The following is a 26,475-nucleotide window of genomic DNA, read 5'->3' as shown; positions in this document are numbered from 1 at the left end:
ACGGCCGGGGGTCAGTGCAGGGCCGGGACGCGCGGTGCGGCGTCGGCCGGTGTGACATCGGTCGGTGTGACGTCGGCCGGAGCGGCGTCGGCGGGTGCGGCCGCTTCGGGGCGGCGCTCGCGGCGCTCCAGGGCGGCCGAGAGGACGGCGAGGCCGAGGGCCGCGGCGGCGAGCAGCGCGCCGACCCAGTTGGGGGCGGTGTAGCCGAGTCCGGCGGCGATGACCGCGCCGCCGAGCCAGGCGGCGAGCGCGTTGCCCAGGTTGAAGGCGCCGATGTTGACGGCGGAGGCGAGGGTGGGGGCGCCGTGGGCCTGGTCCAGGACGCGCTTTTGCAGCGGCGGGACGGTGGCGAAGCCGAGCGCGCCGACGAGCAGCACGCTCACGGCGGCGAGGATCTTGTGGTGGGCGGTGACGGTGAAGAGGCCGAGCACCACGGCGAGCCCGCCGAGGGTGGTGAACAGCATCGGCATCAGCTTGCGGTCGGCGAACCGGCCGCCCAGCAGGTTGCCGAGGAACATCCCGACGCCGAACAGCACCAGCAGCCAGGTCACGGCGCCGTCGGAGTACCCGGCGACCCGGGTCATCATCGGCGCGATGTAGGTGATCGCGGCGAAGACGCCGCCGAAGCCGAGCACGGTCATCGCCATCGCCAGGACGACCTGGACGTTGCGGAAGGCGGCCAGCTCATGGCGGATGCGGGCGCCCTCGGGCCGGGGCACCTCGGGGACGAGCCGGGCGATGCCGAGCAGTCCGGCGACGCCGAGCAGGGCGACGGCGACGAACGTGACGCGCCAGCCCGCGGCCTGCCCGACGTAGGTGCCGAGCGGGACGCCGACGATGTTGGCAACGGTCAGGCCGGTGAACATCGTCGCGATGGCGCCGGCCTTCTTGTGCGGGGCGACGAGGTCGGCGGCGACCACGGAGCCGATGCCGAAGAACGCACCGTGGGCGAGCGAGGCGACGATGCGCCCGGTGAGCATGGCGCCGAAGTCGGGCGCCAGCGCGGAGAGCAGGTTGCCGGCCGTGAAGAAGCCCATCAGCAGCATCAGCATCGTCTTGCGGCCGATCCTGGTGCCGAGCACCGTCATCAGCGGCGCGCCGATGACGACGCCGATCGCGTAGCCGGTGACGAGCAGCCCGGCGGCGGGGATGGTGACGCCGTAGTCGGCGGCGATCTCGGGCAGCAGGCCCATGACCACGAACTCGGTGGTGCCGATCCCGAAGGCCCCGATGGCCAGGGCGAGGAGCGCGAGAGGCATGACGCAAACCTCCGTACGATTGCCGGTGCGCCTTACGAGCCTCGACAATAATTGCACGCGCGCTATAAATGCAAACGCGGGCATTCCCTTCGTCTCCGCGGGACCGATCGGATGCGGTGGCGCCCGGCCACGGGCTACGGGCTACGGGCTACGGGCTACGGGCTACGGGCTACGGGCAGCCTCGGCCGGCGGGCGGGCCGCCGGGCGGGTCCATCGGGCGATGCGAGCAGCCCGGCGGCGAGCCGGGAGAAACTGGTCGGCCGGCTAACTGGCGAACCCGCCCATGGGGCGGATGATCTCCAGGTTGGTGCCGTCGGGGTCGTTGAAGTACGCGACCTGGGTGCCGAGCGCCGCGTCCGGGGTGACCTCGCCTTCGAGGAACGTGTAGTCGTCGCCGAGAAAGTCGTATCCGGCCTCCTTCATCCGCCGGTACACCGCGTCGAAGTCGTCGACCCGGAAGCAGAGGTGCATCGAGCCGGGACGGTTCGCCGCCCCGCCCGTGCGCTCCCCCACCGGCTCCTGGAACTGGATGAGGTCGATGCCGAGGCTGTTGTCGAGATTGATCGTGGCGTACCGCAGCTTCGCGGTGGACAGCCCCTGCGATCTGCCGAACGGCACGCTGTGCATGGTCTCGTCGGCGACGACGGGCTCGCGTCCGGTGAGGGCGCGGTAGAACGCGATCGAGGCGTCCAGGTCCGACACCGAGATCCCGACGTGGGCGGCGTGCGTGAGCCCCATCGGCGTACTGGAAACGGCCATGGCGCATCCCTTCGTTTCCCGCCCCGGCGCCGCGGCGACGCCCCCGGACGCGGGCGGATTCGGAAGAAGCAGGTGAAACCGATTCTCCGGGCGTGAGCGGATCGCGCATCTCGCACCCGCCGGACCCCGCCTCCCGCAGGGCGGGGCGTGATCCGGACACGCCGGAGGCCCGCCACGAGCCGCCCGGCGCCTTCGTCCGTGACCGGAAGCCCGGTCCGGCTCCCGGGGAAGACCGACCCGGCGGAGGGCTCAGCCGGCCGACCCCGCGCCCCTCGCGCGGCGGAGAGCCGACCGTGCCGCTTCGCCCACCAGCGCATGGGCCGTCCCGCCGGGCACGGCGGGCAGCTCCGCCCAGTGCGTCACGCGCTCATCGCCGACGACGGCGTACCCCTCCGTGCCGGGCTCGCCGGGGACCGCGGCGCAGTCGTGGCGCTCGCTCCCGTCCTCGTCCTCGGCCTCCGCCGCATAGGCGTACCCGTCGGAGTCGAAGAAGCTGTTGCGGTGGACCACACCCGCGCCGCAGACGCGGCTGGTCGCGAAGACCATCGGCCTGACCAGCCAGTACGCCTGCCCCCCTCCCCGGTCCCGCTCCTCTCGGCTTTCGGGAGGGTAGTGGCCCGCAGTGGCCACGGTCACCGGCCAACCATCCCTGTGCGGCAGGCGCTCGCGGGCGTCGATCCAGGTCACCACGGCTTCGAACTGCGCCATCTCGTCGCTCCTCCGTACGGCGTCGGCAGGCCGCCCGCCGCGCCCCGCACCGTAAGGACCCCGGCGGGGCGACCGGGGTTGCCAAGAAACTCCCGGACGGAAACGACGGCGAGGTCCGCGCCGGCCGGCAAGCCCGCCCGCCCCGCGACGGGGTCGCCGTCCGCCGCCGCCGGATCGTTCCGAAAGGCTCAGCGAGCGGGGTCGAGGCCGTCGGCGAAGTGCGCCGAAACCATCTCGACCAGCGCGCTGACGTCGGCGTCGGCCATGGGCGCACCGGTCATGCCCATCCGGTGCAGCAGGACCCCGACCACGACGTCGATGAAGAACAGGACGCGTTCCTCCGGCTCGCCGAGCGCGTCCTGGAGCGCGAGCCGGTACGGGTCCTGCAACCGCGTCGACAGGATCTCCCGCAGGTCCGGATCGCTGACGGCGTCACTGAACACGCCGGCGAACGCGTCGCCCACCCCGGGCTCGGCGATCTTCGCCGCGATCCAGCGGGTGGTCGAGGCCAGGAGCTCGGCGCGATCGGCGCCCTCCAGCGGCGCCGGGCCGAACGCGTCCAGGAGGCAGTCCACGATCAGCGCGCCCTTCGACGGCCAGCGCCGGTAGACCGTCGACTTCGCGACACCGGCCGCGGCGGCGATGCGGTCGACGGTGGCGCGCGCGTAGCCGAGCTTCTCGACCGTGCTCAGCGTCGCGGCGAAGACCACCTCATGGACGCCGGTGCGCGGGCGACCGGGGGGCCGTGGGGATGTGTGCGACGCCATACCCGGAGGGTATCTGATTTCGGTACCTTGAGTATCGATACCAGAAGTCGCGAAACTCTCCGGGTGAGGAGAGGCCATGAGCGGGATGAGGGGAAACCATGAGCGGGATCACTGATGCCGGGCGGCCGCCGGAGCCGGACTGGACGGCGGTGACGGCCGAGGAGTTAGTCGCCTACCGCGATGCGGAGAACCGCTTCCGGGCGTCCACCGCGGCGCGGGCGCTCACCGGCGAACCGGACCCCGGCGCCACGATCCGGTGGCAGAAACTGGCGCTGCCCGGCCGCGAGCTCCCGGTCCGGGTGCACCGGCCGGCCTCCGGGCGCGAGGCCGAAGGCGCCGGACGGGCCGATCTGCCGCTCGTGCTCCATGTGCACGGAGGCGGATACGTGGGCACGGCGGCGCAGTCCGACTGGGTCACCAGCCACCTCGCCGCCCGGCTGCCCGCACTCGTCGTCTCCGTCGAGCACCGCCTCCTCGCTCCGGATTCCCCGCTGCCGGCGGCCGTCGACGACGGCTGGGACGCGCTCCAGGACGTGGTGCGGCATGCCGCGCGGTGGGGCGTCGACCCGGCCCGGACCGCCGTCTTCGGCGAGAGCTGCGGCGCGTTGATCGGCGCCCTGGCAGCCATCCGGGCCAAGGAGGCAGGCCTGCACCTCAGGGCGCAGGTGCTGGTCAACCCCGTTACCGAGGTGACGGAGACGATGTTCGACCACGCCTCGATCGCCCGGCACGCCCACACGCCGACCCTCACCGTGCCGCAACTGCGCCTGATCCAGCGGCTCGCCGTACCGCCGGGAGGCGACCCCCGCACGCTCTCGCCGCTGTCCGCCGGCGACCTGAACGGGCTGGCCCCGGCGCTCGTGGTCGTGCCGACGCACGACCCCTTGGCCGATCACGGCCGCCGCTACGCGGAACGCCTGCGCGCGGCCGGGACACCCGCACGGCTCGCCGAATACCCCGCGGCGGAGCACGCGTTCCTCAGCCTGCCGGGCGTGGCACGGCAGGCCGAGGCCGCGCGGGCAGACATCCTTGCGTTCCTCCGGACCTCCCTCACCGCGTGAGGCGGACGAAGAGCACCGACGGCGAAGACACGGACACGTCATGAGCGGTGGGCCGGCGGAGAGTTTCCGGGCCGCGGCGCACGGCTCCGCGACGCGGGATCGGCCGGCGCGGGCGGGCCGTCATCGGCCCCGGCCACCACGAGGCACGCTCACCACACACACCGTGGAGAGGACACAGTCACCATGGAGAGGGACGCAGTGAAGCAGCGCATCGGCATCATCGGGGTGGGCGAGATCGGCCGGGCCGTCGTGCAGGGCCTGTGCGACGAGGGCGACACGTCACCGGAGGTGTTCCTCTCCCCCCGGGGAGCCGGCACCGCCGCGGAGCTGGCCGAACGCTACGAGGGCGTACACGTCTGCGCCGGCAACCAGGCGGTGGTGGACCGCTCCGAGATCGTGATCATCGCCGTACGCCGGCAGGACCGGCACGAGGCGCTCGCCGGCTTGCGGGTGGCCGACGACAAGATCGTGATCAACGTGATGGCCGGCGTCGGCAACGACGAGCTGCGCCGGATACTGGCGACCGGCGCCCCGCTGGTGCGGGCCATCCCCCTGCCCGCCATCCGCGAACGCCGCTCGGTCACGGTGACCTGTCCGTCGCACCCGGTGGTGGATGCGCTCTTCGCGCAGCTGGGCGGGGTGCTCCCGGTCGCGGACGAGGCGGCCTTCAACGCCTTCTCCGCGCTGACGGGAACGCTGACCACCCACTACTCATACCTCGCCACCCTCACGTCATGGGCCATCGGCCACGGCATCGCCTCCGACGACGCGGACCGCTACGTTCGCGGTCTGTTCCAGGGCGTCGGGCGCTCCCTGAGCGACGGGACCCGCTCCCTGCAGCAGCTCGCGGCCGATCACGAGACCCCGAACGGAAACAACGAACGCATCCGCACCACGTGGTTCACCCCCGCCAACTCCGAAGCCCTCCACACAGCCCTCGATGACCTCCTCACCGATCTGGGGTGACCGCTGACAGCCGGGCGGGCGCCCGAAGCCGCCCCGGGCGCCCCTCGGCCCGTCACGCCACCTCCAGCACGATCTTTCCGCGGACATGACCGCCCTGGCTGAGCCGGAAGGCGTCGGCCGCCCCGGAGAGCGGGAAGGTGGCCTCGACCGGGACCGTCAGCCGGCCGGCGTCGGCGAGCGCGGCGAGGGCCGTGAGGTCGGCGCTGTCGGGCCGCACCCACACCATGTGCCCGCCGCGGGCGGTGACCTCCCCATCCGCGATCGACGCCACCCGGGAGCCGTCCTTGAGGACCTCCTGGGAGACGGCCACCACGCCGCCGCCGACGAAGTCCAGCGCCGCGTCCACACCGCCGGGCGCCAGCTCCCGCACCCGCTCGGCGAGCCCGGGACCGTAGCGCACCGGCTCGGCGCCCAGGGAGCGGAGGAAGGCGTGGTTGCGCTCGCCCGCGGTGCCGATGACGCGGGCGCCCTCCGCCACGGCGATCTGCACGGCGAGCGAGCCGACGCCGCCGGACGCCGCATGCACCAGCACCGTCTCGCCGTGGCGCAGCCCGACCCGGCGGATCGACTGGTACGCGGTGAGCCCGGCGAGCGGCAGCCCCGCCGCCTGCTGCCAACTGAGCGCCGCCGGGCGCCGGGCGAGGGTGCGCACCGGGGCGGCGACCAGCTCGGCGTAGGTGCCGTGCTGCACGGCGTCCTTGCGGACGTAGCCGATGACCTCGTCGCCGACCGCGAATTCGGTGGCGTCGAGGCCGACGGCCGCCACGACCCCGGCGACGTCCCAGCCGGGGATCAGCGGGAAGTAGGTGTCCATCATCGGATCGAGTCCGCCGGCGACCACCTTCCAGTCGACGGGATTGACCCCGGCGGCGTGCACGCGGACGAGCACGGAGTCGGGGCCGACCTTGGGGTCGGGGCGGTCGGCGAGCGTGAGGACCTCGGGGCCGCCGTAACTGTTCGCAATGATTGCCTTCATGTTCGTCACAACGAGTAACCATCGTGGATGATTCCGTGTCCGGCTGATCTCTCCGGATGAATTTCCGGGTGCGGTGGCGGAGCGGGCGGCGAAGGCCGGGCGCGCCCCGGCGCCGGGAAATTCCCGCGCGGTCGCGGCCTCCGCCCGTCTACGCTGACCGCGCCCTCCCGGCGGCGCCGGGGCGGTACGCACGGCGGGGCGACGCGCGCCCCGCCCACCACGGAAGACGGAAGACGGGCCGATGGCAGCGCAGCACACCTACCGAGTGATCGTCCGCGGCAACTGGGACCGCCTGTCACAGGCCTCCCGCGCCACCCTTCTCGCGGAGGTGGACGACCACGGCATGGCGCAGTTGCGGTTCACACCCGAGGGATCGCTGGTCTACGACACCGCGCTGGTGTCGTTCAGCTACCGCTACACCATCGTCTCGGACGCCGAGGACGGCGAGGAGATGGCCGCCGCGCTCGCCGAGGAGAAGGCGGAGACGGCGCTGCGGGCGGCCGGGCACGGCTACCGCAACCTCCGCGCCAAGGCCACGGACATGGACACGATGAAGATCAACCGCAAGGGCCGCTGACGGCTCCTGCGCTCCCGGGCCCGGCGGCCGCCCGCGTCGTCAGGGCGCCTCGTGTACCGGCACCATCTCGCTGGTGATCGCCCAGCGTTCGTGGTCGCGCCAGGCGCCGTCGATGAAGAGGAAGTCCGGCGAGAACCCCTCCAGGCGGAAGCCGGCCCGGCTCACCAGGGCGAGGGAACGCTCGTTGCCGGGCTGGATGTTGGCCTCCAGGCGGTGCAGCCCGAGGACGTCGAAGGCGTACCGCAGGACGAGCCGCAGGCCCTCGCTCATCAGGCCGCGCCCGGTGGCGTGCGCGAAGCCGCCGTAGCCGATCGCCCCGCAGCGAAAGGCGCCGTGGACGATGTTGTTGATCGTCAGGTACCCGGCGATGCCGCCGCCGTCGCGTTCGCAGATCAAGAAGCCCTCGCGCAGCGGTTCGCGGAGCTTGGCGGTGTACCCGGCGTACGTCTCGTCGTCGGCCGGCGGGGCGAGCCACGGATGGTGCAGCGCGGCGCTCTCCCGGGCCCGGGCGGTGAACTCCGCGCAGTCGTCCGGGGCGAAGGGACGGATGCCCACCCGGGGACCCGTCGCGAGGTAACGATCAGCGGTCATCGGCCGATCGTACGGAGCCGCGGGCGCGCCCGGCCAGGGCATTACGGCCCGTGGCGGGCGGGTCAGTCGCGCCACCGGGGCGCGTCCGCGCCGCACCGGCCGGGCGGGGCGGCCCAGTCCGCGGGCCCGCCGTCGAAGGTGACGGGCGAGGCCGCGTACCGCAGCCGGCCGAGCGGGCCGTCGGTGCTCCGCAGATGGCGCTCGGGGTCGTACGAGCCGTCGGCCGCGGGAGCGGGCGGGGTGTCCGCGGCCGCGCCGTGCACCAGCCAGCGGGCGGTGCGGGCCAGGGAGAGCGTGGTGAGCTGGGCTTCGCCGGTCGTGGCCTGTTCGGTGAGGGAGCGCAGCACCGCCGCGGCCAGCAGATAGCCGGTGCCGTGGTCGAGCGCCTGGGCGGGCAGCGCGCCGGGCGTGCCGTCGGGCGCCGCCTCGACGACGGCGATGCCGGTGGCCACCTGGACCAGGCTGTCGAAGCCCCGGCGGCCGCCCCAGGGGCCGTCCTCGCCCCAGGCGGAGAGGCGGGCGAGGACCAGCCCCGGGCGGCGTTCGGCCAGCGCCTCGGGGGCGAGGCCGAAGCGGTCGAGGGAGCCGGGGCGGTAGCCGGTCACCACCACGTCCGCACCGGCCAGCAGCTCCTCGAAGACGGCCCGGCCGGAGCGGGAGCCCAGGTCGAGGGCGGTGGAGCGTTTGCCGAACCCGGTGTCGTTGTGCGCGTCCTGACTCTCCGGCAGCTGCGGTGCGTCGATCCGCAGCACCTCGGCGCCGAGCAGCGCGAGCGTCCGGGTGGCGACCGGGCCCGCGATGACCCGGGTGAGGTCGAGGACGCGCAGGCCGCGGGCGGGCAGCAGCGGGTCGCCGGCGAGATGGGGCAGGCGGCGCGGCGCCGTGCGCGCGCCGAGGCGCTGGCGGGTGACGAGCGGATGGGTGGCGACGGTCGCGCCCTGGCCGTGGACGGCCCACTCCCGGGGCGTGCGGGCGGCGACCGCCAGCCCGCCCGCCGCGTACACCGTCTCCTGGATCTCCTCGGCGCGCCGTCCGGCGAATTCGGCGGCGACGTCGGTGGCGTCGGCGGTGGCGGGCAGGCCGAGGGCGTGCAGCAACCGTTCGCGGTGGTGCGGGTAGTTGGCGTGGGTGCGGACCCAGCCGTCGGCGGTACGCCAGAAGCGGGAGAGCGGGGCGAAGGTGGCGGCGGCGCGGCCGTCGACGCGCAGATGGCGTTCGCTGACGAAGGCGGTCGCCACCGCGCCGTCGTCGACCCGGACGGCGGGGGCGGGGCGTCCGGTGCGCAGTGCGGTGAGTTCGGCGGCGGCCAGGGCGCAGCAGGCGACCGTGGCGCGGGCCAGCTCCCGCACCGGCAGCCGGGCGGGCAGCAGCCCTGGTGGTCCGGTGTACCGGATACGGTCCGTCAGCTCCGGGGCGCCGCCGAGCGCCGCCCATGCCTGCGCGGTTTTCCCGCCGTGTCGTTGCCCCATGGGCGCAGTCTGGCACCGTGCGGCGGGCGAGGGGTAGCCGGGGGCGTTCGGCGAGCGGAGTACGGCGGCCGTGGTGGGGCGGGTGGGACGGCAGGGGTGGCGCGCGGCGGGCGGGGACGGGGCCGGGCCGGGGCCGGGCGGGCGGCGGTCCGCCGTGGCCGGGGCTCCGCGCCCGGCGCCACGGGTGCGCCGCCCGGCGCCGCCGGGCCGGCAGTGCGGGGCGGCGCGCGCGGTCCGCCGGATGCGCCCTCCCCGCTACCGCACGCTCCCCTGCACGACGGGCAGTTCGAGGACTCCGGTGTCGCCGGGGGCGCTGGTGACCGTCACCGGCTTGATGCCGCGGTTGCCGTGATACGCGCCGTCGCTCGCGGCGATCGTGAAGCGCAGCCGGTGGCCCGGGGCGTAGCGGTGGACGATGCCCGGCAGCTGGACGGTGAACTTCCGGGTGACGTCCGGCACCCGCACCGGCGCCACCAGGCGGTGCACCAGCGTCTGGCTACCGTCCGGCGCGACGTCGTAGAGCTTGGCGAAGAGCACCAGCCGGTCGGCGGCGTCGGCGCTGTTCTGGCTCTGCTCGGCCCGGGGCGAGACGACCTTCAGCGTCGCCCGGGGGATGCCCGCGACGTCGAGCGGGCCGCCGGTGACCGGGTCGGACGTCCAGTCCAGGGCGGTGCCGCGGATGTCGTACGGCGCGGGGTCGGCCATGCCCAGCGCCCCGGCGAGGGAGCTCTCCGAATGGCTGGTGGGCACCAGCCAGTTGCGGTACTCGCGGCTGCCGCGGACCACCTTCGCGCGGCTGTCGACGAGCCGGCCGTCGCCCGAGAGGTACAGCGTGCGCGCGCCGCCCGCCGGGAAGGTGTCCGCGGTGCCGTACGGGTCGGCGTCGGCGGCCCAGTCGCGGTAGTAGGCGAAGGCGGGGCCGGTGTCCGTGCCGGTGCGGTGGTGCAGGTAGCGGTCGAACCACGCCAGGATGCGGCGTCCGACGTAGCTGGTGTCCAGGTTGCCCTTGCCCAGGTCGAGTTCGCCGGGCGCGGGCTTGTCCATACCGCCGCTGTGGCCCCAGGACTGCCAGATCATCTTGGTGTCGGTGCCCTGGCGCTTGAGGGTGCGGTAGGTGGCGGTCGCCTCGTTGAGGTTGAAGAGGGTGTCGGCCTCCCCCTGGACGAGCAGGGTCGGCGCCTTGACCGACTTCAGGTACGAGACCGGGGAGACGCTGCGCGCGTACTTCAGCATCTCGGCGGTGCGGTCGGCGGGGTAACTGCCGGAGTCCAGCAGCCGCTTGGTGCGGCAGACGTCCGCGACGAAGTGCAGACAGCCCGCGCCGCCGGCCCGCGACGGGTCGAAGTTCGGGTGGAGCAGCCCCTGCGCCTCGCCTATCAGGAAAAACCCGCCGGTCCACTCCTTCTTGTACGCACCGGGGACCGGGCCGCTCACGCCATCGGTGCGGCCGGCGTTGTTGGGGTCGAGGGAGTAGGAGAGGTCGTTCCAGGTGATGAGGGGGACGAGCGCGTCGACGCGGTGGTCGACGGCGGCGGTGGCCATCTGGATCGCGCCGCCGTAGGAGCCGCCGATCATGCCGACGCGCGGGTCCGGGGTGCCGTCGGCGGTGCGGTCGCGGGTGACGTAGTCGACGCGGGTGCCGTCGTCCGCGGCGCGGGCGCCGGCGAGGAAGTCGATGAGCTGGCTTGCCGCCTTGCCGTCGATGGCGGGGTCGTCCTGTGAGATGGGGCAGCCGGACTTGCCGAAGCCGAGCCCGGAATAGGCGAGGGCGACATAGCCGCGGGACGCGAACGCCTTGGCCGTCGCGGCGGTCGAGCCGTCGGACTTGCTGCCGCCGAAGCCGTTGGTGGTCAGCACCGCGGGCGCCGGGTGCGCCGCGTCGACGCCGGCCGGGCGGTAGAGGTCGGCGTCCACGGCGCAGGTGCGGTCGCCCGCGGCGACGGTCAGCTTCAGCGCGGTGGTGGTGTACGGCTCGGCGGACGCGGCGGTGGCCGGGGCGGCGAGGGCGAGCGGGGCGGTGAGCGCGGTGGCGGTCAGCACGGTCAGGGCGGTGCGGAGCGCGGGGCGGGCGGTGCGGCGGTGCGCGGGGCGGAAGACGCTGGGCACGGGGACCTCCACGAGACGTGCCGTACCCACCAGTCGGTAACGGCGCGCTCATGCTCCGGTACGTCCGACAGGGGTGTCAACGGCCGGGACGCGAAGGATTCGGGCCTGCCCGGGGGCGGTTGAGGCCCGGGCGCGCCCGGCCGCCGCCCCGCGCGCGGGCGCCGCGCCCCGGGAGCCGCCGGGCCGCCCCCGTCCTCGGGCGGCCCGGCGGCCGGGGTCAAGGCCGCAGGTCGAGCGGGGCCAGGTCCGGGCGCGTCACGCCGAAGGCCTTCGCGTACAGGGCGAGTTCGGACTCCAGGGCGCGGATCATGGTGTCGGCGCGGCGGAAGCCGTGGCCCTCCCCCTCGAAGGCGAGGTAGGCGTGCGGGATGCCGCGCCCGGCGACCTCGGCGAGGAAGCGGTCGCACTGCGCGGGCGGGCAGATGACGTCGTCCAGGCCCTGGAGCAGCAGGAACGGTGCCCGGATGCGGTCGGCGCGGTGCAGCGGCGAGCGGTCGCGGTAGCGGTCGGGGACCTGCGCGAGCGGGCCGATGAGCGACTCCAGGTACTGCGATTCGAAGTCGTGGGTCTCGCCGGTCGCCCAGCCGGCGAGGTCCAGGATCGGGTAGCTGATGGTGCCGCAGGCGTACAGGTCCGTGGTGGTCAGGGAGGCGGCGGTGGTCCAGCCGCCGGCGCTGCCGCCGCGGATGGCGAGCCGGGCGCGGTCGGCGGTGCCCTCGTCCGCCAGCGCCCGGGCGACGGCCGCGCAGTCCTCGACGTCGACCACGCCCCACTGGCCGCGCAGCCGTTCGCGGTACTCCCGGCCGTAGCCCGTGGAGCCGCCGTAGTTGACCTCGGCGACGCCGATGCCGCGGGAGGTGAAGTAGGCGATCTCCAGATCGAGGACGAGCGGGGAGTGGCCGGTGGGGCCGCCGTGGGCCCAGACGACGTACGGCGGGAGTTCCCCGTCGGGCGCGGTGTGGTCCGGGTTGTGCGGCGGATACAGGTGCGCGTGGACGTCGCGGCCGCCGGGTCCGGTGAAGGTACGGGCCTCGGGGCGCGGGTAGTAGGCCGGGTCGACGGCGTCGGTGTGGTGGTGGGCGAGGACGCGGGCGCGGCCGGTACAGGTGTCGAGTTCGACGATCTCGTAGCCGGTGCGCGGGCCGGCGGCGACGCCGATGACGCGGCTGCCGTGGACGGCGAGGGTGGACGCCCACTCCGTCCAGGGGCCGGCGGCGTCGACGAGGTCGCCGCTGACCGGGTCGAGGATGCCGAGGGTGGTGGTGCCGCGGCCGTGGAGGGCGGCGAGGGTGCCGCTCTCCAGGGGCAGGAACCACCGGGAGCCGATGTTCCACAGCGGGCCGCCGAACTCCTCCCGGCGGGCGGCGCACAGCCGCCGCGGCTCCTTGGCCCGGCCGTCGGCGATCTCCGTGCGGTACAGCTCCCACCAGCCCTCGCGGTCGGAGGCGAAGAGCAGGGCGCCGTCCGGGGCCCATTCGATCTGCGCGACGGACTCCCCGCGCCTGCCCGGCTCGAAGACGTCCGGGCCGAGGTCGCCGAGTATCGGGCGGACGGCGGTGAACTCCCCGCCGTCCGTGGTGTCGGCGAGCATCACGAGGGTGCCGTCCCAGGGCATCCGGGGGTGGTCCCAGGCGAGCCAGGCGGTGTGGCGGCCGTCGGGCGAGCGGCGGGGGCCGGTGACGAAGCGGTGGCGGTCGTCGCTCAGCTCCCGCACGGCCGCGCGGTCCCCGGCGGCGGAGCCGTCGAGCGGGACGGCGGCGACGAGGCGGCGGACGTCGGTGGGCCCGTCGCCGGTGAACTCCTCCAGGACGCACCACACCTCGTCGCCGACGAGCACCGGGTCGGCCCAGCGCAGTCCGTCGCCGACGGGCGAGAGCGGGGTGAGGGGGCGGGGCGCGGCGTCGTGGTCGGGGGCGTAGGCGTAGAGGCGCTGGTCGGCGAAGTGGCTGAAGACGACGAGCGGTCCGTGGCCGGTGACGGTGCCGGCCCAGGGCTGGCCGCCGTACTCGTGGACGCGGCTGCGGACGTTCCAGGGCGCGGGGAGCACGGACTCCTCGGTGCCGTCGGCGCGGCGGCGGACGAGCGCGCGGCGGCCGCCCTCGGCGGGGCGCGGCGCGGTCCACCAGACCTCGTCGCCGATCACGCCGACGAAGGCGGGGCGTCCGTCGTGGGCGGCGACGGCCTCGGCGTCCACGGGGGACGTCCAGGCTCCGTAGGGGGCCGTGGTCACCATGCGGGTCTTCCTCCTTGTGCACCGGCGGGGCCGGATCGTGGGTGCGCGGACGACGGGACGTGGCGGGCCCGCGCGGCCGGTCCCCGGGGGCGGGACGCCGGCCGCGCGCGGCGGTCAGGCGCGGAGCAGGAAGTGGTCCAGGACGCGGACGCCGAAGTGCAGGGCGTCGACCGGGACGCGTTCGTCCACGCCGTGGAAGAGCGCCTGGTAGTCGAAGCCCGGCGGGAGCTTGAGCGGCGAGAAGCCGTAGCCGGTGATGCCGAGCCGGGAGAACTGCTTGGCGTCGGTGCCGCCGGACATGCAGTACGGCACGACATGGGCGTCCGGGTCGAAGCGCTCCAGCGCGGCGCGCATCCCCGCGAAGGCGGGCGAGTCGACGGGGGCCTGGAGGGCGATCTCGCCGTGGTCGATCACCCAGTCGACGTCGGGTCCGGTGAGGCGGTCCAAGGTGGCGCGGAACTCGTCCTCGCCGCCGGGCACCACCCGGCCGTCGACCTGGGCGGCGGCGCTGCCGGGGATGACGTTGACCTTGTAACCGGCGTCCAGCATCGTCGGGTTGGCGCTGTTGCGGACGGTCGGCTCGACCAGGGCCGCGGCGGTGCCGAGGCGGGCGAGGAGCGCGTCGACGTCGAAATCGGGTGCGTCCGGGTCGGCGTCGATGCCGTGCAGGGCGGCGAGTTCGCGCAGTGCGGCGCGGACGGTGGGGGTGAGGCGGACCGGCCAGCGGTGCTCGCCGATGCGGGTGATCGCGGCGGCGAGGCGGGTGACGGCGTTGGCGCGGTTGACCTTGGAGCCGTGTCCGGCGCGGCCGTGGGCGGTCAGCTTCAGCCAGGCGGTCCCGCGTTCACCTGCGGCGACGGGGTAGAGGTGCAGCCCGGTGTCGGTGTGGAAGGAGAACGCGCCGGATTCGCTGATGCCCTCGGTGCAGCCCTCGAAGAGCGCGCCGTGCCGGTCTGCGAGGAAGCCGGAGCCGTCCTCGGCGCTGGCCTCCTCGTCGGCGGTGAAGGCGAGGACGATGTCGCGGCGGGGGCGGACGCCGTCGCGGGCCCAGCGGCGGACGGTGGCGAGGACCATCGCGTCCATGTTCTTCATGTCGATGGCGCCGCGGCCCCAGACGACGCCGTCGCGGACCTCGCCGGAGAAGGGGTGGACGCGCCAGTCGGCGGGCTCGGCGGGGACGACGTCGAGGTGGCCGTGGACGAGGAGGGCGTCGGCCGACGGGTCGCTGCCCTCGATGCGGGCGACGACGTTGGTGCGGCCCGCGGTCCGCTCCAGCAGCGCCGGTTCGAGCCCCGCCTCGCTGAGGGCCTCGGCGACGTACTCGGCGGCCGGGCGCTCGCGGCAGGTGCCGTCGCCGTGGTTGGTGGTGTCGATGCGGATCAGGTCCGAGGTGAAGCGGACGACCTCGTCGAGGGCCTTGTCGTCGACGGGCCCGTGGTGCTGCTCAGCCATACTGCTCCTCCACTGCGGACGAGGCGAGGGTGGTGACCGCCTTGAAGCAGCGGATCGCTTCGTACATGTCGTCGCTGGTGTAGGCGACGCGGCGCTCCCCGCAGCGCTCCACGCCAGGGACGCAGGAGGCGGCGCCGACGAGGTGTTCGGCGTCGAACTCCATCTCCACCCGGAACGGGCCGCCTTGCACCGGCTCGTGGCGGACCGCCAGCGCGGTGGCCTCGCGGGCGGCCGCGCGGATGTCGGCGGCGGTGCGGGCCGGGGGCCGGCAGACGGCGGCGTAGCGGGAGACGTAGTCCTTGACCGCGACGGTGCGGGCCTCGGGGGCGTAGCCGCGGGCGTCGGTGCAGGTGCGGTCGTCGCCGGTGACGAGGACGACGGGGACGCCGTACTCGGCGACGACGAGGGCGTTGAGGTAGCCCTCGCTGGCGCGGGTGCCGTTGACCCAGACGCCGGTGAGGGAGTTGGCGAGGTAGGTGTGCGCGAGGACGCCCTCGGTGCCGGCGCCGGTGTGGTAGCCGATGAAGGCGATGCCGTCGACGTCGCCGTGCTGGACGCCCTCGACCATGCTCAGGGACTTGTGGCGGCCGGTGAGCATCTGGACGCGTTCGTCGAGCTGCTCCAGCAGGAGGTTCCGCATCGACCAGTGCGCCTCGTTGATCAGCACCTCGTCGGCGCCGCCGGCGAAGAACCCGGTGGCCGCGGCGTTGACGTCGGAGGTGAACAGATGGCGGCAGCGCTCCCATTGGGGCGTGCCCGGCAGCACGTCGGCGGGCCAGGTGACGCCGGTGGCGCCCTCCATGTCCGCGCTGATGAGGATCTTCATGTGGTTGCGCCCTCTCGCCGGTCGGAAGCGGTCCGTGTCCGTCGCCGGTCGTGGCGGCCGTTCCTCCCGGAGTACCGCCAGGTCCCGTGTTCGACCGACCCATCCAAGCATCCTCACCGCCCGGCCTGCGCCTCCCCTCCCCGTTCGGCGGCGGGCAGGCGCGCCGCGGCACACGGGACGCGGCCGACGCCCGGGCCGCGGGAGGGGCCGGGCCGCGGGGCCGCAGCGGAGCCGCCGCACGCTCGGGGCGGCGCTGCCCGACGGGAGCGCCGCACCGTCCGCCCGCGTCACCCCTCGCCGTCCCGCCCGCCCCGCTCGCGCGCATACCAGGCATCGAAGCCGTCGGCGGTGGTGACCGCGCCGTCCAGCACCGCGCGGTAGACCTGATGGCTCGGCACCCGAGCGCCGGTCCGCCCGGCCAGAACCTGCTTGATCCGCAAGATCGCCGCGCGGTGGTCGTCCGTCAGCCGGAGCGGCAGCGTCCGGACGTGCGCCAGATCGGGCTGCCGGTCGGGCTCGTCGACGAACCAGAGGTCCACGGTCCACTCCCGCCCGGTCCGTGAGCGGTGGCGGATCTTGAGGTAGAGCCCGTCCGGGTAGCGGGGATCGGTGTTCCAGTGCCCCGTGTCGTCCCGGAAGGTCACCTCCCGCACCCGGTCGCGCACCGCCAGTTCGGCGCCGATCGCGGCCACCGCCCGCCGGGTGGCGTCGTCCAGCTCCGGGCAGATCACGGTGATGTCGAGGTCCGGCACCACCATCAGGCCCAGCGCGGCGCTCCCGACCCGCACGGGCTCGCCGCACGCCGGCAGCAGCCGCGCGAGACCGAGGTCGGCGGCGACCTCGTCGGCCTCGGCCTGCAGCTCCTCCTGCCGTGCCGCCGGCTCTCGACTGCCCGGCCCCCTCATCGGCGATGCGTCCACACCCGTCCCCTCCCGAAGCCCAACACCCTCACGGATCAAGGGATGCGGCGAGCCTGCGACCCTACCGGCGCCGCCCCGAGGCCACGGACCACGACGTTCCTGGCGCCCCGCGCGCCTCCCGCCCCGGATTCCCTTCCCCGAGGCGCCGCACCGCCCGGACCACACGGCCGCCGGCTCCGGTCGCTCCTCGCCACCGCCCGCCGCGCCTGCCACCGCGGCCGTCCGCTCGGCGGCTCCTGACGGCACGGCCTACACGTGCGGCGGGCGCGCGGCGTACCGGTGCGGCCGGTATGCGGTGTACGGTCGCCCGATGGCCCGGGGGTGATTGTCGGCCACGGGGTGGAACCGGCCCGCCGGTCGCGAGGGTTGCGGACCGGTCGGTGAACTTCATATGAACATGGCGGAGTTCATTCGCCGATGCCGCAGGCCGGAGGCGTTCCGGCCCGCCGAAGGCGCTTCGGGACGGCCGGTTCGGCACGGATCATGGCTGCAGACTTCACGTATTCTGTGAGAAGTTCAGAGGGTCCCTTGAGGTTGCCGGGCCGGAATTTGCGTCAAGCTCACGACGTATCCGACGCGCTTCCCGGGATGACCGCCCGGGGTGGGAGCAGCTCGCGACCGAACGGGGCCGGGGAGCCCCGCGGACCCCGTCACCTCATGCGCCCCGCGCCGAGAAAACGCCACGTACCGGCGGCACGAGAGATCTTTTCCCGGTTCGTGCCCTGTCCGAGGAGGAGTGCCCGTTTTGCGAACGGCCCACCCGTCCACACCTCGCGCAGACGGCGGCCGCTCCGGCGGGGCGCGCCCGCCCGCCGACGCGGACGCCCTGCTGCGCGGTGCGATGGAGCGCCACCGCCCCGCCCTGCTGCGCTACGCCGCCCGTCTGACCTCCGGCGACCCCTACCGCGCCGAGGACATCGTCCAGGAGACCTTCCTGCGCGCCTGGCTCGCCGCCGACCGCCTCGACCTCACCGACGAAGACCTCCAGGACCTGCGCGCCCCCGAAGAGCGTTGCGGCGCGGGCGCGTTCCGGGAGAGCGGCGCGGCGCGGGCGGGTGAGGCCGGGTGCGCGGCGCCGGAGGTCCGGGTGCCCGCCGCGCGCACCGGTCACGAAGGCGGCTGCCGGCGGGAGGGCGAGGGCCCGCACCCGGACCCCGCGCGCGGCCGGCCGCGCGCCGATGCCGGGCGGGGCCGGCCCCGGCTCGGGTCCTGGCTGTTCACCGTGGCGCACAACCTCGCGGTCGACGCGCACCGCCGGGAGCGGGCCGTGCCGGTGGGCCCGACACCAGCCGAGGCGCTGACCCGTCCCGCGGGCGCCGACATGGCCGACGCCGTCGTGGACCGCCAGGTCATCACCCAGGCGCTGTGCCGCCTCTCCCCCGAACACCGCGACGCGCTGGTCCACGTCCACCTGCTGGACCGCACCGGCGCCGAGGCCGCGCAGGCCATGGGCATACCGCGCGGCACCGTCAAGTCCCGTACGCACTACGCTCTGCTGGCAATGCGGCGCGAGCTCGCCGCCTCCGCCAGGCCCACCGTCCCGCGCCCCCGGCTGCGGAACACGACCCCGAGGACCGCCACGAACGCGCCGCCCCCGCACCCCGCCGACCGTACGACCGCGACGCCCCCTGACTCCCCCGCCGAAAGCGCCGCCGCATGAGCCGTTCCGGCGATCCGTTCGCCTTCATCAACGCCCACCAGAACCTCATCTTCACCATCCTCGGCGTGCTCGGGATGGTCCTGCTGCTCTTCTTCCTGATCCGGATACCCGTACAGCGGGCCGGCGGCTGGAAGGCCTCCAGGAACGCGGTACGCCGGGAGGCCGCCGCCACCGCGCACGCCTTCGGCGCACCGCTGCGTGCGCTGCGCGCCCACCGCAAGGCGCTGCGGCTGCTCATCCGCCATCTGCGCTCCCCGCACACCTGGCGGGACGCCGAGCGCGCCGTGACCGCCGCCCGGCAGGCGGCCGCGCCCGGCGCCGCCGCGGACCGCGCGCCCCGGCCGTACGCGGCGCTGGTCGACGGAGCCACCGTCACCGTGCTGTTGGCCGGTACCGCCGCGGACGCGCCCGGCGCCCCGTGGTCCGAGGACCCGGCGGACCCGCGCCGCTGGACGGTGCGGCGCGAGGACCTGCCCGCCGTCGCGCCGTCCGCGGACGACGGCCCGCCGCTGCTCGTCGCCGTCGGCGTCGGGGAGGGCCGCTGCGCCTTCCTCGACCTGGCGTCGGGGCCCGCGGTCACCGCGGTGGAGGGCGACGCCCGCACCGCCCCCGCCCTCGTGCGGGCGCTCACCGCGCAGCTCGACGCGCGGCTGCCGGAGGGGCTGGTCACCGTCGCCGAGGGCGTCCATCCGCGGCATCCGGGCGCACCGGTCCGGGAGGCGTACCGCGCCGCCCGGGAGACGGAGCCGCGGCACGGCATCGCACCGGTGCTCGCCGCCGCCGAGCTGCCCGATCCGCTGCCCGACGACTTCGGGCACAGCCCCGGCGGCCCGCCCCGGCTGCGGATCGTGGTGCCCGGCCGGCCCCGCGGCCACGCCCGGCGACTGCTGACGGACCGTCACGGTCAGCTGCTGCTCACCGGCACCTCGCTGCTGACCTCGGCCAACGCGCTGGGCCGGGCGCTGTCGCGGGTGCTGGCCGATCTGCCGCCGGTGCTGCCGCCGCCGCCCGCCGCGGGCACCGCCGACGGCCACCCGGACGCGCTGTTCGACGAGGACGCGGCCGAGGCGACCGCGGCCGTCGGCAGCCGGGTCCCGGCGCCCGCCGGGCGACGCCCGGTGTCGACCGCGAAGACCCCGAAGAACATGGAGAACGCGGCGGGCGCCGCCACGGCGGAGGAACCGCCGGCCCCGGGCGCCTCCGCCCGGAGCGGCGCCGCCGGTGCGCCCGGCGTCTCCGCGCGCGCCGCCGCGGCCGACACCGCGCAGGACGCCGCCGACGGCTTCCCCGGCCGGGCCGCGCCCGCCGGCCGGGGACAGGAGGCGACCGGCGGCGCCGCCCGGCCCGCCGCGCGCTCCTGACCCGACCCGCCGCACCGCGGGCGGCCGCCGCCCGGCGGCCGCCCGGCCGTGTCCGCACGCTCCTGCCCGCTCCGGGTGACGGCAGGAGCGGGCGGACACGTCCTCGCCCCGTACCGCCCCTTTGACGGCACCGATCAGTGGGACCCCCGTGAAACTGACGCTCACCACCTCCGACGCCGGACGCCTGACGGACCATCTGCTCGATGTGCCCGAGCAGGCGACCGTCGCCGACCTCGCCGCCTCGCTGGCCCCGGCGCCGCCGGACAGCGACGAGAATCCCCCACCGCCCCCGCAGGTCTACCTCGGTGACCGCCCCCTGGACGGAGCGCTGCCGCTGCGCGGCTCCGGCATCCGGGACGGCGCCGTCCTCGGGCTGGGCGCGCCGTGCGCCGTCGTTCCCCCCTCGCGGGCGTGGGCCCCGGCGCCGGGCGACCCCGTCCTCGTCGAGGTCCGGCACGTCGGCGGGCCCGGCGCGGGCCGGGTCTGGCGGCTCGGCGCGGGCAGCCACGAGATCGGCACCGCCCGCGGCTGCGCGCTGCGGCTGTCCGGCGGCGGCGCCCCCGACCACGGCGTCTGGCTCACCGTCGGCCCGGACGGCGAGGTGACGTATCTGCTGCCGGAGGACGCCGACGAGGACAGCTGCGGGCTGCGCAGCCTGACGCCCCCGCCGCCGGTGGACCCCGAGACGGGCACCCCGCTGACGGCGGAGGAGCCGGCCGGGGTCCGCGACGGCGGCACCGGCGGCCACTCGGTCGCGCCCGGCCCCGACGGGCTGCCGCCGGCCGAGCCGGAGCGGCCCCCGGGCCACCGCCCGCCGCCGAGCGACGGCTCCGCGCAGTGGCCGGCCTTCGCCGACCTCTCCCTGGGGGAGCATCTGCTGCGGCTGACGGCGCCGTTCCAGCCGGACGCGGCGGTCAACCCGTCGGCGGACGGCATGGCGGTCGAGTACAACCGCCCGCCGCGGATCGCCCCGCACCTGGACGCCGAGACGATGCGGATGCAGGGCCCGCCGTCGCGCCCGGGACCGCGCGCCTTCCCACTGCTCTTCGTGCTGGCGCCGCTGATGATGGGCCTGATCATGATGGGCCTCTTCCGGTCCTTCTACTTCATGATCTTCATCTTCTTCAGCCCGATGATGGCGATCAGCAACTGGATCATCGGCCGCCGCACCGGCCGTAAGCAGTACGAGGAGTCGCTGCGCGTCTACCGGCTGCGCCGCGCCTCCCTCGAACTGGAGCTGCGGGAGGCCGCCGTCGAGGAACGGCACCTGCGCAACACCACCTTCCCCGACCCCGCGACGGTGCTGCTGACCGCCACCGGCCCGTCCGGTTCCCTCTGGGAGCGGCGCCGCCGCGACCCGGACCGGCTCACCGTGCGGCTGGGCACGCTGACCCGCCCGTCGCTGCGGCGGATCGAGGACCAGGCGCGGGACTCCAACCACCGCTCCGTGCACTGGCGGCTCGCCGATGTGCCCTACGGCCTGGAGATGGCCGACCTCGGCGTCGTGGGCCTCGCCGGGCCCGGCGCCGTCACCCGCTCGATCGCCGCCTGGACGGTCGCCCAGAGCGCGGTGCTGCACAGCCCCCGCGATCTGCGCATCGTGGTCCTCACCAGCGACGAGAACGCCGAGGCCTGGTCGTGGGTGCGGTGGCTGCCGCATCTGGACACCGGCCGCGGCACCAGCGTCGTCGCGCTCGGCAACGACCCCGAGTCCACCGCGCACCGCATCAACGAACTCGTCGCCGACATCCAGGCGCGTACCGCGGCCGCCGGCTCCGCGCTCGGCCGCACCCTGCTGGACGAGCCGGACGTGCTGGTCATCGCGGACGGCGCGCGGCGGCTGCGCGACGTGCCCGGCATGGTGCAGGTCCTCAAGGCCGGGCCGCCGGTGCACATCTACAGCCTCTGCGTGGACGAGCAGGAGCGGCTGCTGCCGGAGGAGTGCACCTCCGTCATCACCGCGACCGGCAACCACCTCGCCGTGCACACCACCGGTTCGCCCAAGGTCAGCGGGGTGCGCGCGGATCTGGTGGACACCGCCTGGTGCGAGGAGGTCGCCCGCGCGCTCGCCCCGGTCCGTGACGTCACCCTCGACGGCGACTCGGGGCTGCCGGACGGCGTCAAGCTGCTCGGGCTGATCGGCCAGGAGCCGCCGAACGTCGAGGCGCTGCTGCGCTCGTGGGAGAGGCGTCCCGCGTCGACGACGTTCGTGCTGGGCGCCGGGTACGACGGGCCGCTCCGGCTGGACCTGGTGCGCGACGGGCCGCACGGGCTGGTCGCCGGCACCACCGGCTCCGGCAAGTCCGAACTGCTCCAGACCATGATCGCCTCGCTCGCCGCCGCCAACCGGCCCGACGAGCTGGCGTTCGTCCTCATCGACTACAAGGGCGGCAGCGCGTTCCGCGAGTGCGCCGAACTGCCGCACACCCTCGGCATGGTCACCGACCTCGACGGCCACCTCGTGCAGCGGGCGCTGGCCTCGCTCGACGCGGAGCTGCGCCGCCGTGAGCAGCTGCTCGCGGACGTCGAGGCCAAGGACCACGCCGACTACCGCGCCAAGCGCTCCCGCGACCGCGAGCTGCCCGCGCTGCCGCGGCTGCTGATCGTCATCGACGAGTTCGCGACGCTGGTGCGCGAGGTGCCGGACTTCGTGCCGGGCCTCATCAGCCTGGCGCAGCGCGGCCGTTCGCTCGGTCTGCATCTGATCCTCGCCACCCAGCGGCCCGGCGGTTCGGTCTCCACCGACATCAAGGCCAACACCAACCTGCGGATCGCGCTGCGGGTCACCGACAAGAGCGAGAGCCAGGACATCATCGACTCCGGCGACGCGGTGAGCATCTCCTCCGCGACACCCGGCCGCGCCCTGGTGCGCCGCGGCGACCACGCTCCGACGCCGTTCCAGACCGCCTGGGTCGGCGCCGCCCGCGCCGGTCAGGAGCCCGGCGAGGACGACGCGCCCACGCAGCCGGGGGCGGTCACCGCCGCCGCCCGCAACGTCCGCGGCGTCGAGCTGTCCTGGAACCGGCTGGGCCGTCCCGTCGAGCTGTTCGACGAGGACGAGGACGCCGGGGCGGACGTCGCGGCGCCGGAGACCGCGACCGATCTGCTGGCCCTGGTCGAGACGATCCGCAAGGCGACCGCCGCGCTGGCGGACCACAGCGAGCAGGCCAGCCCGTGGCTGCCGGCGCTGCCGGACGTCGTCACCCTCGACGACCTGCCGAAGGCCCCGCCGACCCCGCCGGGCCGCCCCGCGGCCGTGCCGTACGCGCTGCTCGACCTGCCGAGCCAGCAGGAGCGCCGGGTCTGCTGCCTGGACTTCGCCGCCTTCGGCCACCTCTACGTCGTGGGCGCGCCGCGTTCGGGCCGTACGCAGGTGCTGCGCACCCTCGCCGGTTCGGCGGCGCGCACGCTGTCCGCCGCCGATCTGCATCTGTACGCGATCGACGCGGCGGGCGGCGGGCTGTCCGCGCTGGAGGCGCTGCCGCACTGCGGTGCGGTGGTCTCCCGCTTCGACACCGAGCGGCTGGCGCGGCTGCTGGGCCGGCTGATCCGCGAGCTGACCATGCGTCAGGAGAAGATGGCGGCGCACGACTGCGCGAGCCTGACCGAGCTGCGCGCCGCCCTGCCGGCCGCCGAGCGCCCGGCCCATGTGATGCTGCTGATCGACGGCTGGGACGGCATCTCCCAGATGCTCGACGAGTACGACGGCGGGCGGCTGTTCGAGGAGGTCACGCGGTTGCTGCGGGAGGGCGCCGCGGCCGGTATCCATCTGGTGGCGTCGTCCGAGCGCGGGCTGCTCGGCGGGCGGCTCTCCGCGCACAACGACTTCCGGCTGCTGCTGCGCCAGTCGGACAAGGGCGACTACTACCTCGCGGGGATGTCGCCGAACCGGGTGCCGGGCCACATCCCGCCCGGTCGCGGCTGGCACACCCCGGCCGCCGTCGAGACGCAGATCGCGCTGCTGCCGACCGCCGGTGACGGCGTGCCCGGCCAGGGCAGCGCCGATCAGGCCGACGCGCTGCGGGAGATCGGGCGGCTCGCCACCGAGCGGGACGCGGCGCTGTCCGCCGAGCGGCGGCCGTTCCGGGTGGCGGAGATGCCGAAGCTCATCGGCTTCCAGGAGGCGATGGACCAGGTTCCGGAGACCTCGCGCCGCCCGATGTGGGCGCTGCTGGGCATCGGCGGGGACGAGGTGCGGCCGCTGGGCTTCGACTTCCTCTCCGGCGGCGGCAGCTTCGCGGTCGTCGGCCCGCCCGGGTCGGGCCGCTCCACCGCCCTCGCGGCGATGTCCGTCTCGCTGCTCACCGGCGGTACGTCGCTGGTGGTGCTCGCCCCGCGCGAGTCGCCGCTGCGCAGGCTCGCCGACCACGGTCTGGCGCAGGTCATCACGGACACCGACCCGTCGGCGAACACCGTCGAGGAGGCGCTGCGCGCCGTCGGCGACAAGCCGGTGGTCGTGGTCGCCGACGACAGCGACCTGCTCTCCAGCTGCGGTGCGGACAAGGTGCTGCGGAAGATCGCCTCGTCCGGCCGCGACCGCAACCAGGGCATCTTGATCGGCGGTCCGTCGGAGGGCATGAGCTCGATGGGCTGGATCGGCATGGTCCGCCGCTCGCGGCGCGGTCTGCTGCTCGGGGCGCGGACGATCGGCGACGGCGACATCATCGGCGCGCGCATCAGCGCCGAGCACATCCGCACCCGGATGAACCCGGGCCGCGCCTGGACGGCGGGCCCGTCCGGCAGCGTGGTGCCGGTGCAGGTGCCGCTGACGGTCCTGGAGAGCTGACGCACCGTCCCCGGAACGCGAACGGGCCCGGCACCCACGGTGGGTGCCGGGCCCGTTCGCGCGCGGCCTCAGCCCTTGGAGCTGCTGCGGACGCCCGCGGCGATCTGGCTGTCGGAGTCCGTCATCGACTTCACGATGTCGGTGAAGGACTGCGCGAACACCTTGATGTTCGCGGAGGACTCCTTCATCTGCTTGCTGAACGCCTGGTACGCCTCTTCGAGCGCCGGGCTGGACTGCTCGAAGACGAGACCGTCCTTGAGCAGCGCGCTCACCGTGTTCTCCAGATCGCCCAGTTCGTTGGCGATGTCGGTGAACTTGTTCTCCATGGTGTTGGCGACGCGCTTGATGTCGTCGTAGTCGAGAAGGACGTCCTGTGCCATGTGTTCCTCCGGGAAGTGCGGTCGGGTCTGCGGGGTGCCGCCGGGCGGCGGAGGCGTCAGCCGCTGGAGCGGATCTTGTTCGCCATCTCGTCGTCCATGTCCCGCATCGACTGGACGATCTTCTCGAACTGCTCCGCGAAGTCCTTGATGCTCTGCGTCGCCTCGGTGAGCGACTGCGTCAGCTTCTCGTAGGACTGCTGGAGGGCGGGGCTGGAGTTGTTGAACTTCAGCGTGGAGTTGAGCATCGTGTCGACCTCGTTCTTGGCCTCCGTCATCCGGGGCACAAGGGTGTTGTCGGCACTGTTCTTGAGGAGGTTCGAGACGCGCTCGATCTCCGCGAAGTCGAGGCTGATGTTGGCGGCCAAGATCTCTCCTTGGTGACGGGATGTCGTACGGGGGCTTCGGGTTCCGGGGCGGGGCCCCGGGGGCGGACGGCCGGCGCGCGCGGCGCGGCTCAGTCCTCCTTCTCCTTCCATTCGGCGCCGTCGCCGAAGGGGGAGGAGCGGGTGTAGGTCGTGGTCTCGTCGTCCGTGGTGACGGTCATGGTGCCGCTGCCGTCGTCGTTGATGACGTACCGGCTGGTGGTCTCCGAGCCGTCCGGGCCGGTCGTCACCGTGGTGTAGTCACGGGCGTCGAAGGTCTTGCCGTCCTTGAGGGTGATGGGCTGCGGCGCCGAGTCGTACGTCGTCTTGTTGGTGTACTTCTGTTCGTCGTCGCCGGTGCCGATCGTGACGGTGGACTCCTCGGTCATGACGTTGTTGTTCTCGTCGAGGGTCACCTTGACGTGGGTGCTGCCCGATTCGGTGGTGATGGTCTTCTCGGTGGGCGGGGTGTCGCTCGGGCGCTCGCCCTCGGGGTGGTCACCGGGCTGCGAGGGCACGTCCTTGTCGTTGTTGTACCGGTCGCACCAGCCCGGGGCGCCGTCGGCGGAGCACACCTCGTTGATGTCGGCCCCGGGGTGCTCCTTGAAGTAGCCGTCGGCGCCGATCTCCTTCAGGTAGTCGTTCCACGCCTTGGTGTCCTCGTCCCACTGCTCCCAGGCGGCCTTCTTGTGCTTCCAGTCGTCCAGGCCGAGGCTGGCGCCCATGACCCCGGCGCTGTCCGCCATGCCGGCGTCGACCTGGAAGTAGTTGTCGGAGACCGACTCGAAGATGTCGGCGAGCTTGTTGAGGCCGTCCTTCGCGTCCTTCGCCCGGCTCGCGGAGCGGTGCGAGAAGGCGTACATCGCCGCGCCCAGGTCGCTGAAGCCCATGACGCTCTTGGCGTCGTCGGTCGACTCCGTCAGGGTCTTGAGCGCGCCCTTGGCGCCGCCGGAGTCGGCGGTGTCGGCCAGCTGACGCATCCGGGTCTGCACCTGGTTGAGCAGCTCGTAGTCGATGGAGAAGTCGGGCATGGGCACCTCTGGGGCCTGCGGCCGGGCGGCGGGGAAGCAATACCTTGCACTCCTCTCACGCACGGGCGGGCCGGATGGTTCACACCGAAGCGGAATTCGTGCGCCGGGCGGTGAACCTCCCGGGCCCGTGGTGCGTGTTATGCGTACGGGCCCTTCCTCCCGCCGGCCCTCTCGCCGGCGGATCCGGGCCCGAACTGCCCGTACTGCCCGCACCGCACCCCACCC

21 protein-coding genes are annotated in these 26,475 nt (G+C 74.4%); 6 read left to right on the top strand and 15 right to left on the bottom strand.

Going from position 1 to position 26,475, the window contains the following annotated elements:
- Positions 1-11: 11 nt before the first annotated feature.
- The 4 genes from ABT345_RS17840 to ABT345_RS17825 all read right to left on the bottom strand — a co-directional run bounded on the left by ABT345_RS17840 (position 12) and on the right by ABT345_RS17825 (position 3,493).
- Complete coding sequence (locus tag ABT345_RS17840; protein WP_345076817.1) at positions 12-1,259, bottom strand: MFS transporter; 1,248 nt, start codon at positions 1,257-1,259, stop codon at positions 12-14.
- Between the two features lie 264 nt (positions 1,260-1,523).
- Complete coding sequence (locus tag ABT345_RS17835; RefSeq protein WP_345076821.1) at positions 1,524-2,018, bottom strand: VOC family protein; 495 nt, start codon at positions 2,016-2,018, stop codon at positions 1,524-1,526.
- 249 nt (positions 2,019-2,267) lie between these two features.
- Complete coding sequence (locus tag ABT345_RS17830; protein WP_345076824.1) at positions 2,268-2,726, bottom strand: AQJ64_40280 family protein; 459 nt, start codon at positions 2,724-2,726, stop codon at positions 2,268-2,270.
- A gap of 188 nt (positions 2,727-2,914) precedes the next feature.
- Positions 2,915-3,493 (bottom strand): TetR/AcrR family transcriptional regulator, encoded by a 579-nt coding sequence (locus ABT345_RS17825; RefSeq protein WP_345076827.1) that lies wholly within the window; start codon positions 3,491-3,493, stop codon positions 2,915-2,917.
- A gap of 98 nt (positions 3,494-3,591) precedes the next feature.
- Between ABT345_RS17825 and ABT345_RS17820 the strand changes: the two genes are divergently transcribed.
- On the top strand, positions 3,592-4,554 hold the full coding sequence (locus ABT345_RS17820; RefSeq protein WP_345076830.1) for an alpha/beta hydrolase: 963 nt from the start codon (positions 3,592-3,594) through the stop codon (positions 4,552-4,554).
- A gap of 183 nt (positions 4,555-4,737) precedes the next feature.
- Positions 4,738-5,520, top strand: a complete 783-nt coding sequence (locus ABT345_RS17815) for an NAD(P)-binding domain-containing protein (RefSeq protein ID WP_345076833.1) — start codon at positions 4,738-4,740, stop codon at positions 5,518-5,520.
- Between the two features lie 52 nt (positions 5,521-5,572).
- Here the strand turns inward: ABT345_RS17815 and ABT345_RS17810 are convergent, their stop codons facing one another.
- Entirely contained in the window at positions 5,573-6,496 is a 924-nt protein-coding gene (locus ABT345_RS17810) for an NADP-dependent oxidoreductase (RefSeq protein WP_345076836.1), read from the bottom strand.
- Between the two features lie 241 nt (positions 6,497-6,737).
- Between ABT345_RS17810 and ABT345_RS17805 the strand changes: the two genes are divergently transcribed.
- On the top strand, positions 6,738-7,073 hold the full coding sequence (locus ABT345_RS17805; RefSeq protein ID WP_345076839.1) for a DUF6204 family protein: 336 nt from the start codon (positions 6,738-6,740) through the stop codon (positions 7,071-7,073).
- A gap of 39 nt (positions 7,074-7,112) precedes the next feature.
- Here ABT345_RS17805 and ABT345_RS17800 read toward each other — a convergent pair whose 3' ends face one another.
- From ABT345_RS17800 to ABT345_RS17770, 7 genes are all read right to left on the bottom strand, one after another.
- Positions 7,113-7,664, bottom strand: a complete 552-nt coding sequence (locus ABT345_RS17800) for a GNAT family N-acetyltransferase (protein ID WP_345076842.1) — start codon at positions 7,662-7,664, stop codon at positions 7,113-7,115.
- Positions 7,665-7,726: 62 nt separating this feature from the next.
- Positions 7,727-9,133, bottom strand: a complete 1,407-nt coding sequence (locus ABT345_RS17795; protein ID WP_345076845.1) for a CoA transferase — start codon at positions 9,131-9,133, stop codon at positions 7,727-7,729.
- 255 nt (positions 9,134-9,388) lie between these two features.
- Positions 9,389-11,173 (bottom strand): CocE/NonD family hydrolase, encoded by a 1,785-nt coding sequence (locus tag ABT345_RS17790; RefSeq protein ID WP_345077243.1) that lies wholly within the window; start codon positions 11,171-11,173, stop codon positions 9,389-9,391.
- Between the two features lie 283 nt (positions 11,174-11,456).
- Positions 11,457-13,472: a prolyl oligopeptidase family serine peptidase gene (locus ABT345_RS17785; RefSeq protein WP_345076848.1), complete on the bottom strand. Its 2,016-nt coding sequence runs from the start codon at positions 13,470-13,472 to the stop codon at positions 11,457-11,459.
- Positions 13,473-13,586: 114 nt separating this feature from the next.
- Entirely contained in the window at positions 13,587-14,924 is a 1,338-nt protein-coding gene (locus tag ABT345_RS17780; protein ID WP_345076851.1) for a M20/M25/M40 family metallo-hydrolase, read from the bottom strand.
- Entirely contained in the window at positions 14,917-15,750 is an 834-nt protein-coding gene (locus ABT345_RS17775; RefSeq protein ID WP_345076854.1) for a M55 family metallopeptidase, read from the bottom strand. Before ABT345_RS17775 ends, ABT345_RS17780 begins: the two co-directional genes overlap by 8 nt.
- Positions 15,751-16,037: 287 nt before the next feature.
- Positions 16,038-16,670: a hypothetical protein gene (locus tag ABT345_RS17770; protein WP_345076857.1), complete on the bottom strand. Its 633-nt coding sequence runs from the start codon at positions 16,668-16,670 to the stop codon at positions 16,038-16,040.
- 745 nt (positions 16,671-17,415) lie between these two features.
- Between ABT345_RS17770 and ABT345_RS33260 the strand changes: the two genes are divergently transcribed.
- From ABT345_RS33260 to ABT345_RS17750, 3 genes are all read left to right on the top strand, one after another.
- Complete coding sequence (locus ABT345_RS33260) at positions 17,416-18,330, top strand: sigma-70 family RNA polymerase sigma factor (protein ID WP_386461462.1); 915 nt, start codon at positions 17,416-17,418, stop codon at positions 18,328-18,330.
- Positions 18,327-19,691 carry a hypothetical protein gene (locus ABT345_RS17755; RefSeq protein ID WP_351322707.1) on the top strand — a complete coding sequence of 455 codons (1,365 nt, stop codon included), beginning with the start codon at positions 18,327-18,329 and terminating at the stop codon, positions 19,689-19,691. The genes ABT345_RS33260 and ABT345_RS17755 overlap by 4 nt, the downstream gene beginning before the upstream one ends.
- A 148-nt stretch (positions 19,692-19,839) precedes the next feature.
- Positions 19,840-24,477 (top strand): FtsK/SpoIIIE domain-containing protein, encoded by a 4,638-nt coding sequence (locus tag ABT345_RS17750; protein ID WP_351322704.1) that lies wholly within the window; start codon positions 19,840-19,842, stop codon positions 24,475-24,477.
- A 68-nt stretch (positions 24,478-24,545) separates the two neighbouring features.
- Here the strand turns inward: ABT345_RS17750 and ABT345_RS17745 are convergent, their stop codons facing one another.
- From ABT345_RS17745 to ABT345_RS17735, 3 genes are all read right to left on the bottom strand, one after another.
- The gene (locus tag ABT345_RS17745; protein WP_345076863.1) at positions 24,546-24,857 is read right to left on the bottom strand and encodes a hypothetical protein; all 312 of its coding nucleotides are present in this window, start codon (positions 24,855-24,857) and stop codon (positions 24,546-24,548) included.
- 56 nt (positions 24,858-24,913) lie between these two features.
- On the bottom strand, positions 24,914-25,222 hold the full coding sequence (locus ABT345_RS17740; protein WP_345076866.1) for a hypothetical protein: 309 nt from the start codon (positions 25,220-25,222) through the stop codon (positions 24,914-24,916).
- 89 nt (positions 25,223-25,311) lie between these two features.
- Positions 25,312-26,250 carry a serine/arginine repetitive matrix protein 2 gene (locus ABT345_RS17735; RefSeq protein WP_345076869.1) on the bottom strand — a complete coding sequence of 313 codons (939 nt, stop codon included), beginning with the start codon at positions 26,248-26,250 and terminating at the stop codon, positions 25,312-25,314.
- Positions 26,251-26,475: the final 225 nt, after the last annotated feature.

It is taken from the genome of Streptomyces sp. NPDC000404, from assembly GCF_040300365.1.
Lineage (GTDB): Bacteria > Actinomycetota > Actinomycetes > Streptomycetales > Streptomycetaceae > Streptomyces > Streptomyces ramulosus.
This window is presented reverse-complemented; position numbering and strand designations above follow the sequence as displayed.

Coding starts and splice junctions, on each gene's coding strand:
- ABT345_RS17755 (WP_351322707.1), top strand. CDS start 18,327: ATGAGCCGTTCCGGCGATCCGTTCGCCTTCATCAACGCCCACCAGAAC.
- ABT345_RS17820 (WP_345076830.1), top strand. CDS start 3,592: ATGAGCGGGATCACTGATGCCGGGCGGCCGCCGGAGCCGGACTGGACG.
- ABT345_RS17840 (WP_345076817.1), bottom strand. CDS start 1,259: ATGCCTCTCGCGCTCCTCGCCCTGGCCATCGGGGCCTTCGGGATCGGC.
- ABT345_RS17805 (WP_345076839.1), top strand. CDS start 6,738: ATGGCAGCGCAGCACACCTACCGAGTGATCGTCCGCGGCAACTGGGAC.
- ABT345_RS17745 (WP_345076863.1), bottom strand. CDS start 24,857: ATGGCACAGGACGTCCTTCTCGACTACGACGACATCAAGCGCGTCGCC.
- ABT345_RS17795 (WP_345076845.1), bottom strand. CDS start 9,133: ATGGGGCAACGACACGGCGGGAAAACCGCGCAGGCATGGGCGGCGCTC.
- ABT345_RS17780 (WP_345076851.1), bottom strand. CDS start 14,924: ATGGCTGAGCAGCACCACGGGCCCGTCGACGACAAGGCCCTCGACGAG.
- ABT345_RS17785 (WP_345076848.1), bottom strand. CDS start 13,472: ATGGTGACCACGGCCCCCTACGGAGCCTGGACGTCCCCCGTGGACGCC.
- ABT345_RS17810 (WP_345076836.1), bottom strand. CDS start 6,496: ATGAAGGCAATCATTGCGAACAGTTACGGCGGCCCCGAGGTCCTCACG.
- ABT345_RS17830 (WP_345076824.1), bottom strand. CDS start 2,726: ATGGCGCAGTTCGAAGCCGTGGTGACCTGGATCGACGCCCGCGAGCGC.
- ABT345_RS17775 (WP_345076854.1), bottom strand. CDS start 15,750: ATGAAGATCCTCATCAGCGCGGACATGGAGGGCGCCACCGGCGTCACC.
- ABT345_RS17835 (WP_345076821.1), bottom strand. CDS start 2,018: ATGGCCGTTTCCAGTACGCCGATGGGGCTCACGCACGCCGCCCACGTC.
- ABT345_RS17735 (WP_345076869.1), bottom strand. CDS start 26,250: ATGCCCGACTTCTCCATCGACTACGAGCTGCTCAACCAGGTGCAGACC.
- ABT345_RS17825 (WP_345076827.1), bottom strand. CDS start 3,493: ATGGCGTCGCACACATCCCCACGGCCCCCCGGTCGCCCGCGCACCGGC.
- ABT345_RS17800 (WP_345076842.1), bottom strand. CDS start 7,664: ATGACCGCTGATCGTTACCTCGCGACGGGTCCCCGGGTGGGCATCCGT.
- ABT345_RS17815 (WP_345076833.1), top strand. CDS start 4,738: ATGGAGAGGGACGCAGTGAAGCAGCGCATCGGCATCATCGGGGTGGGC.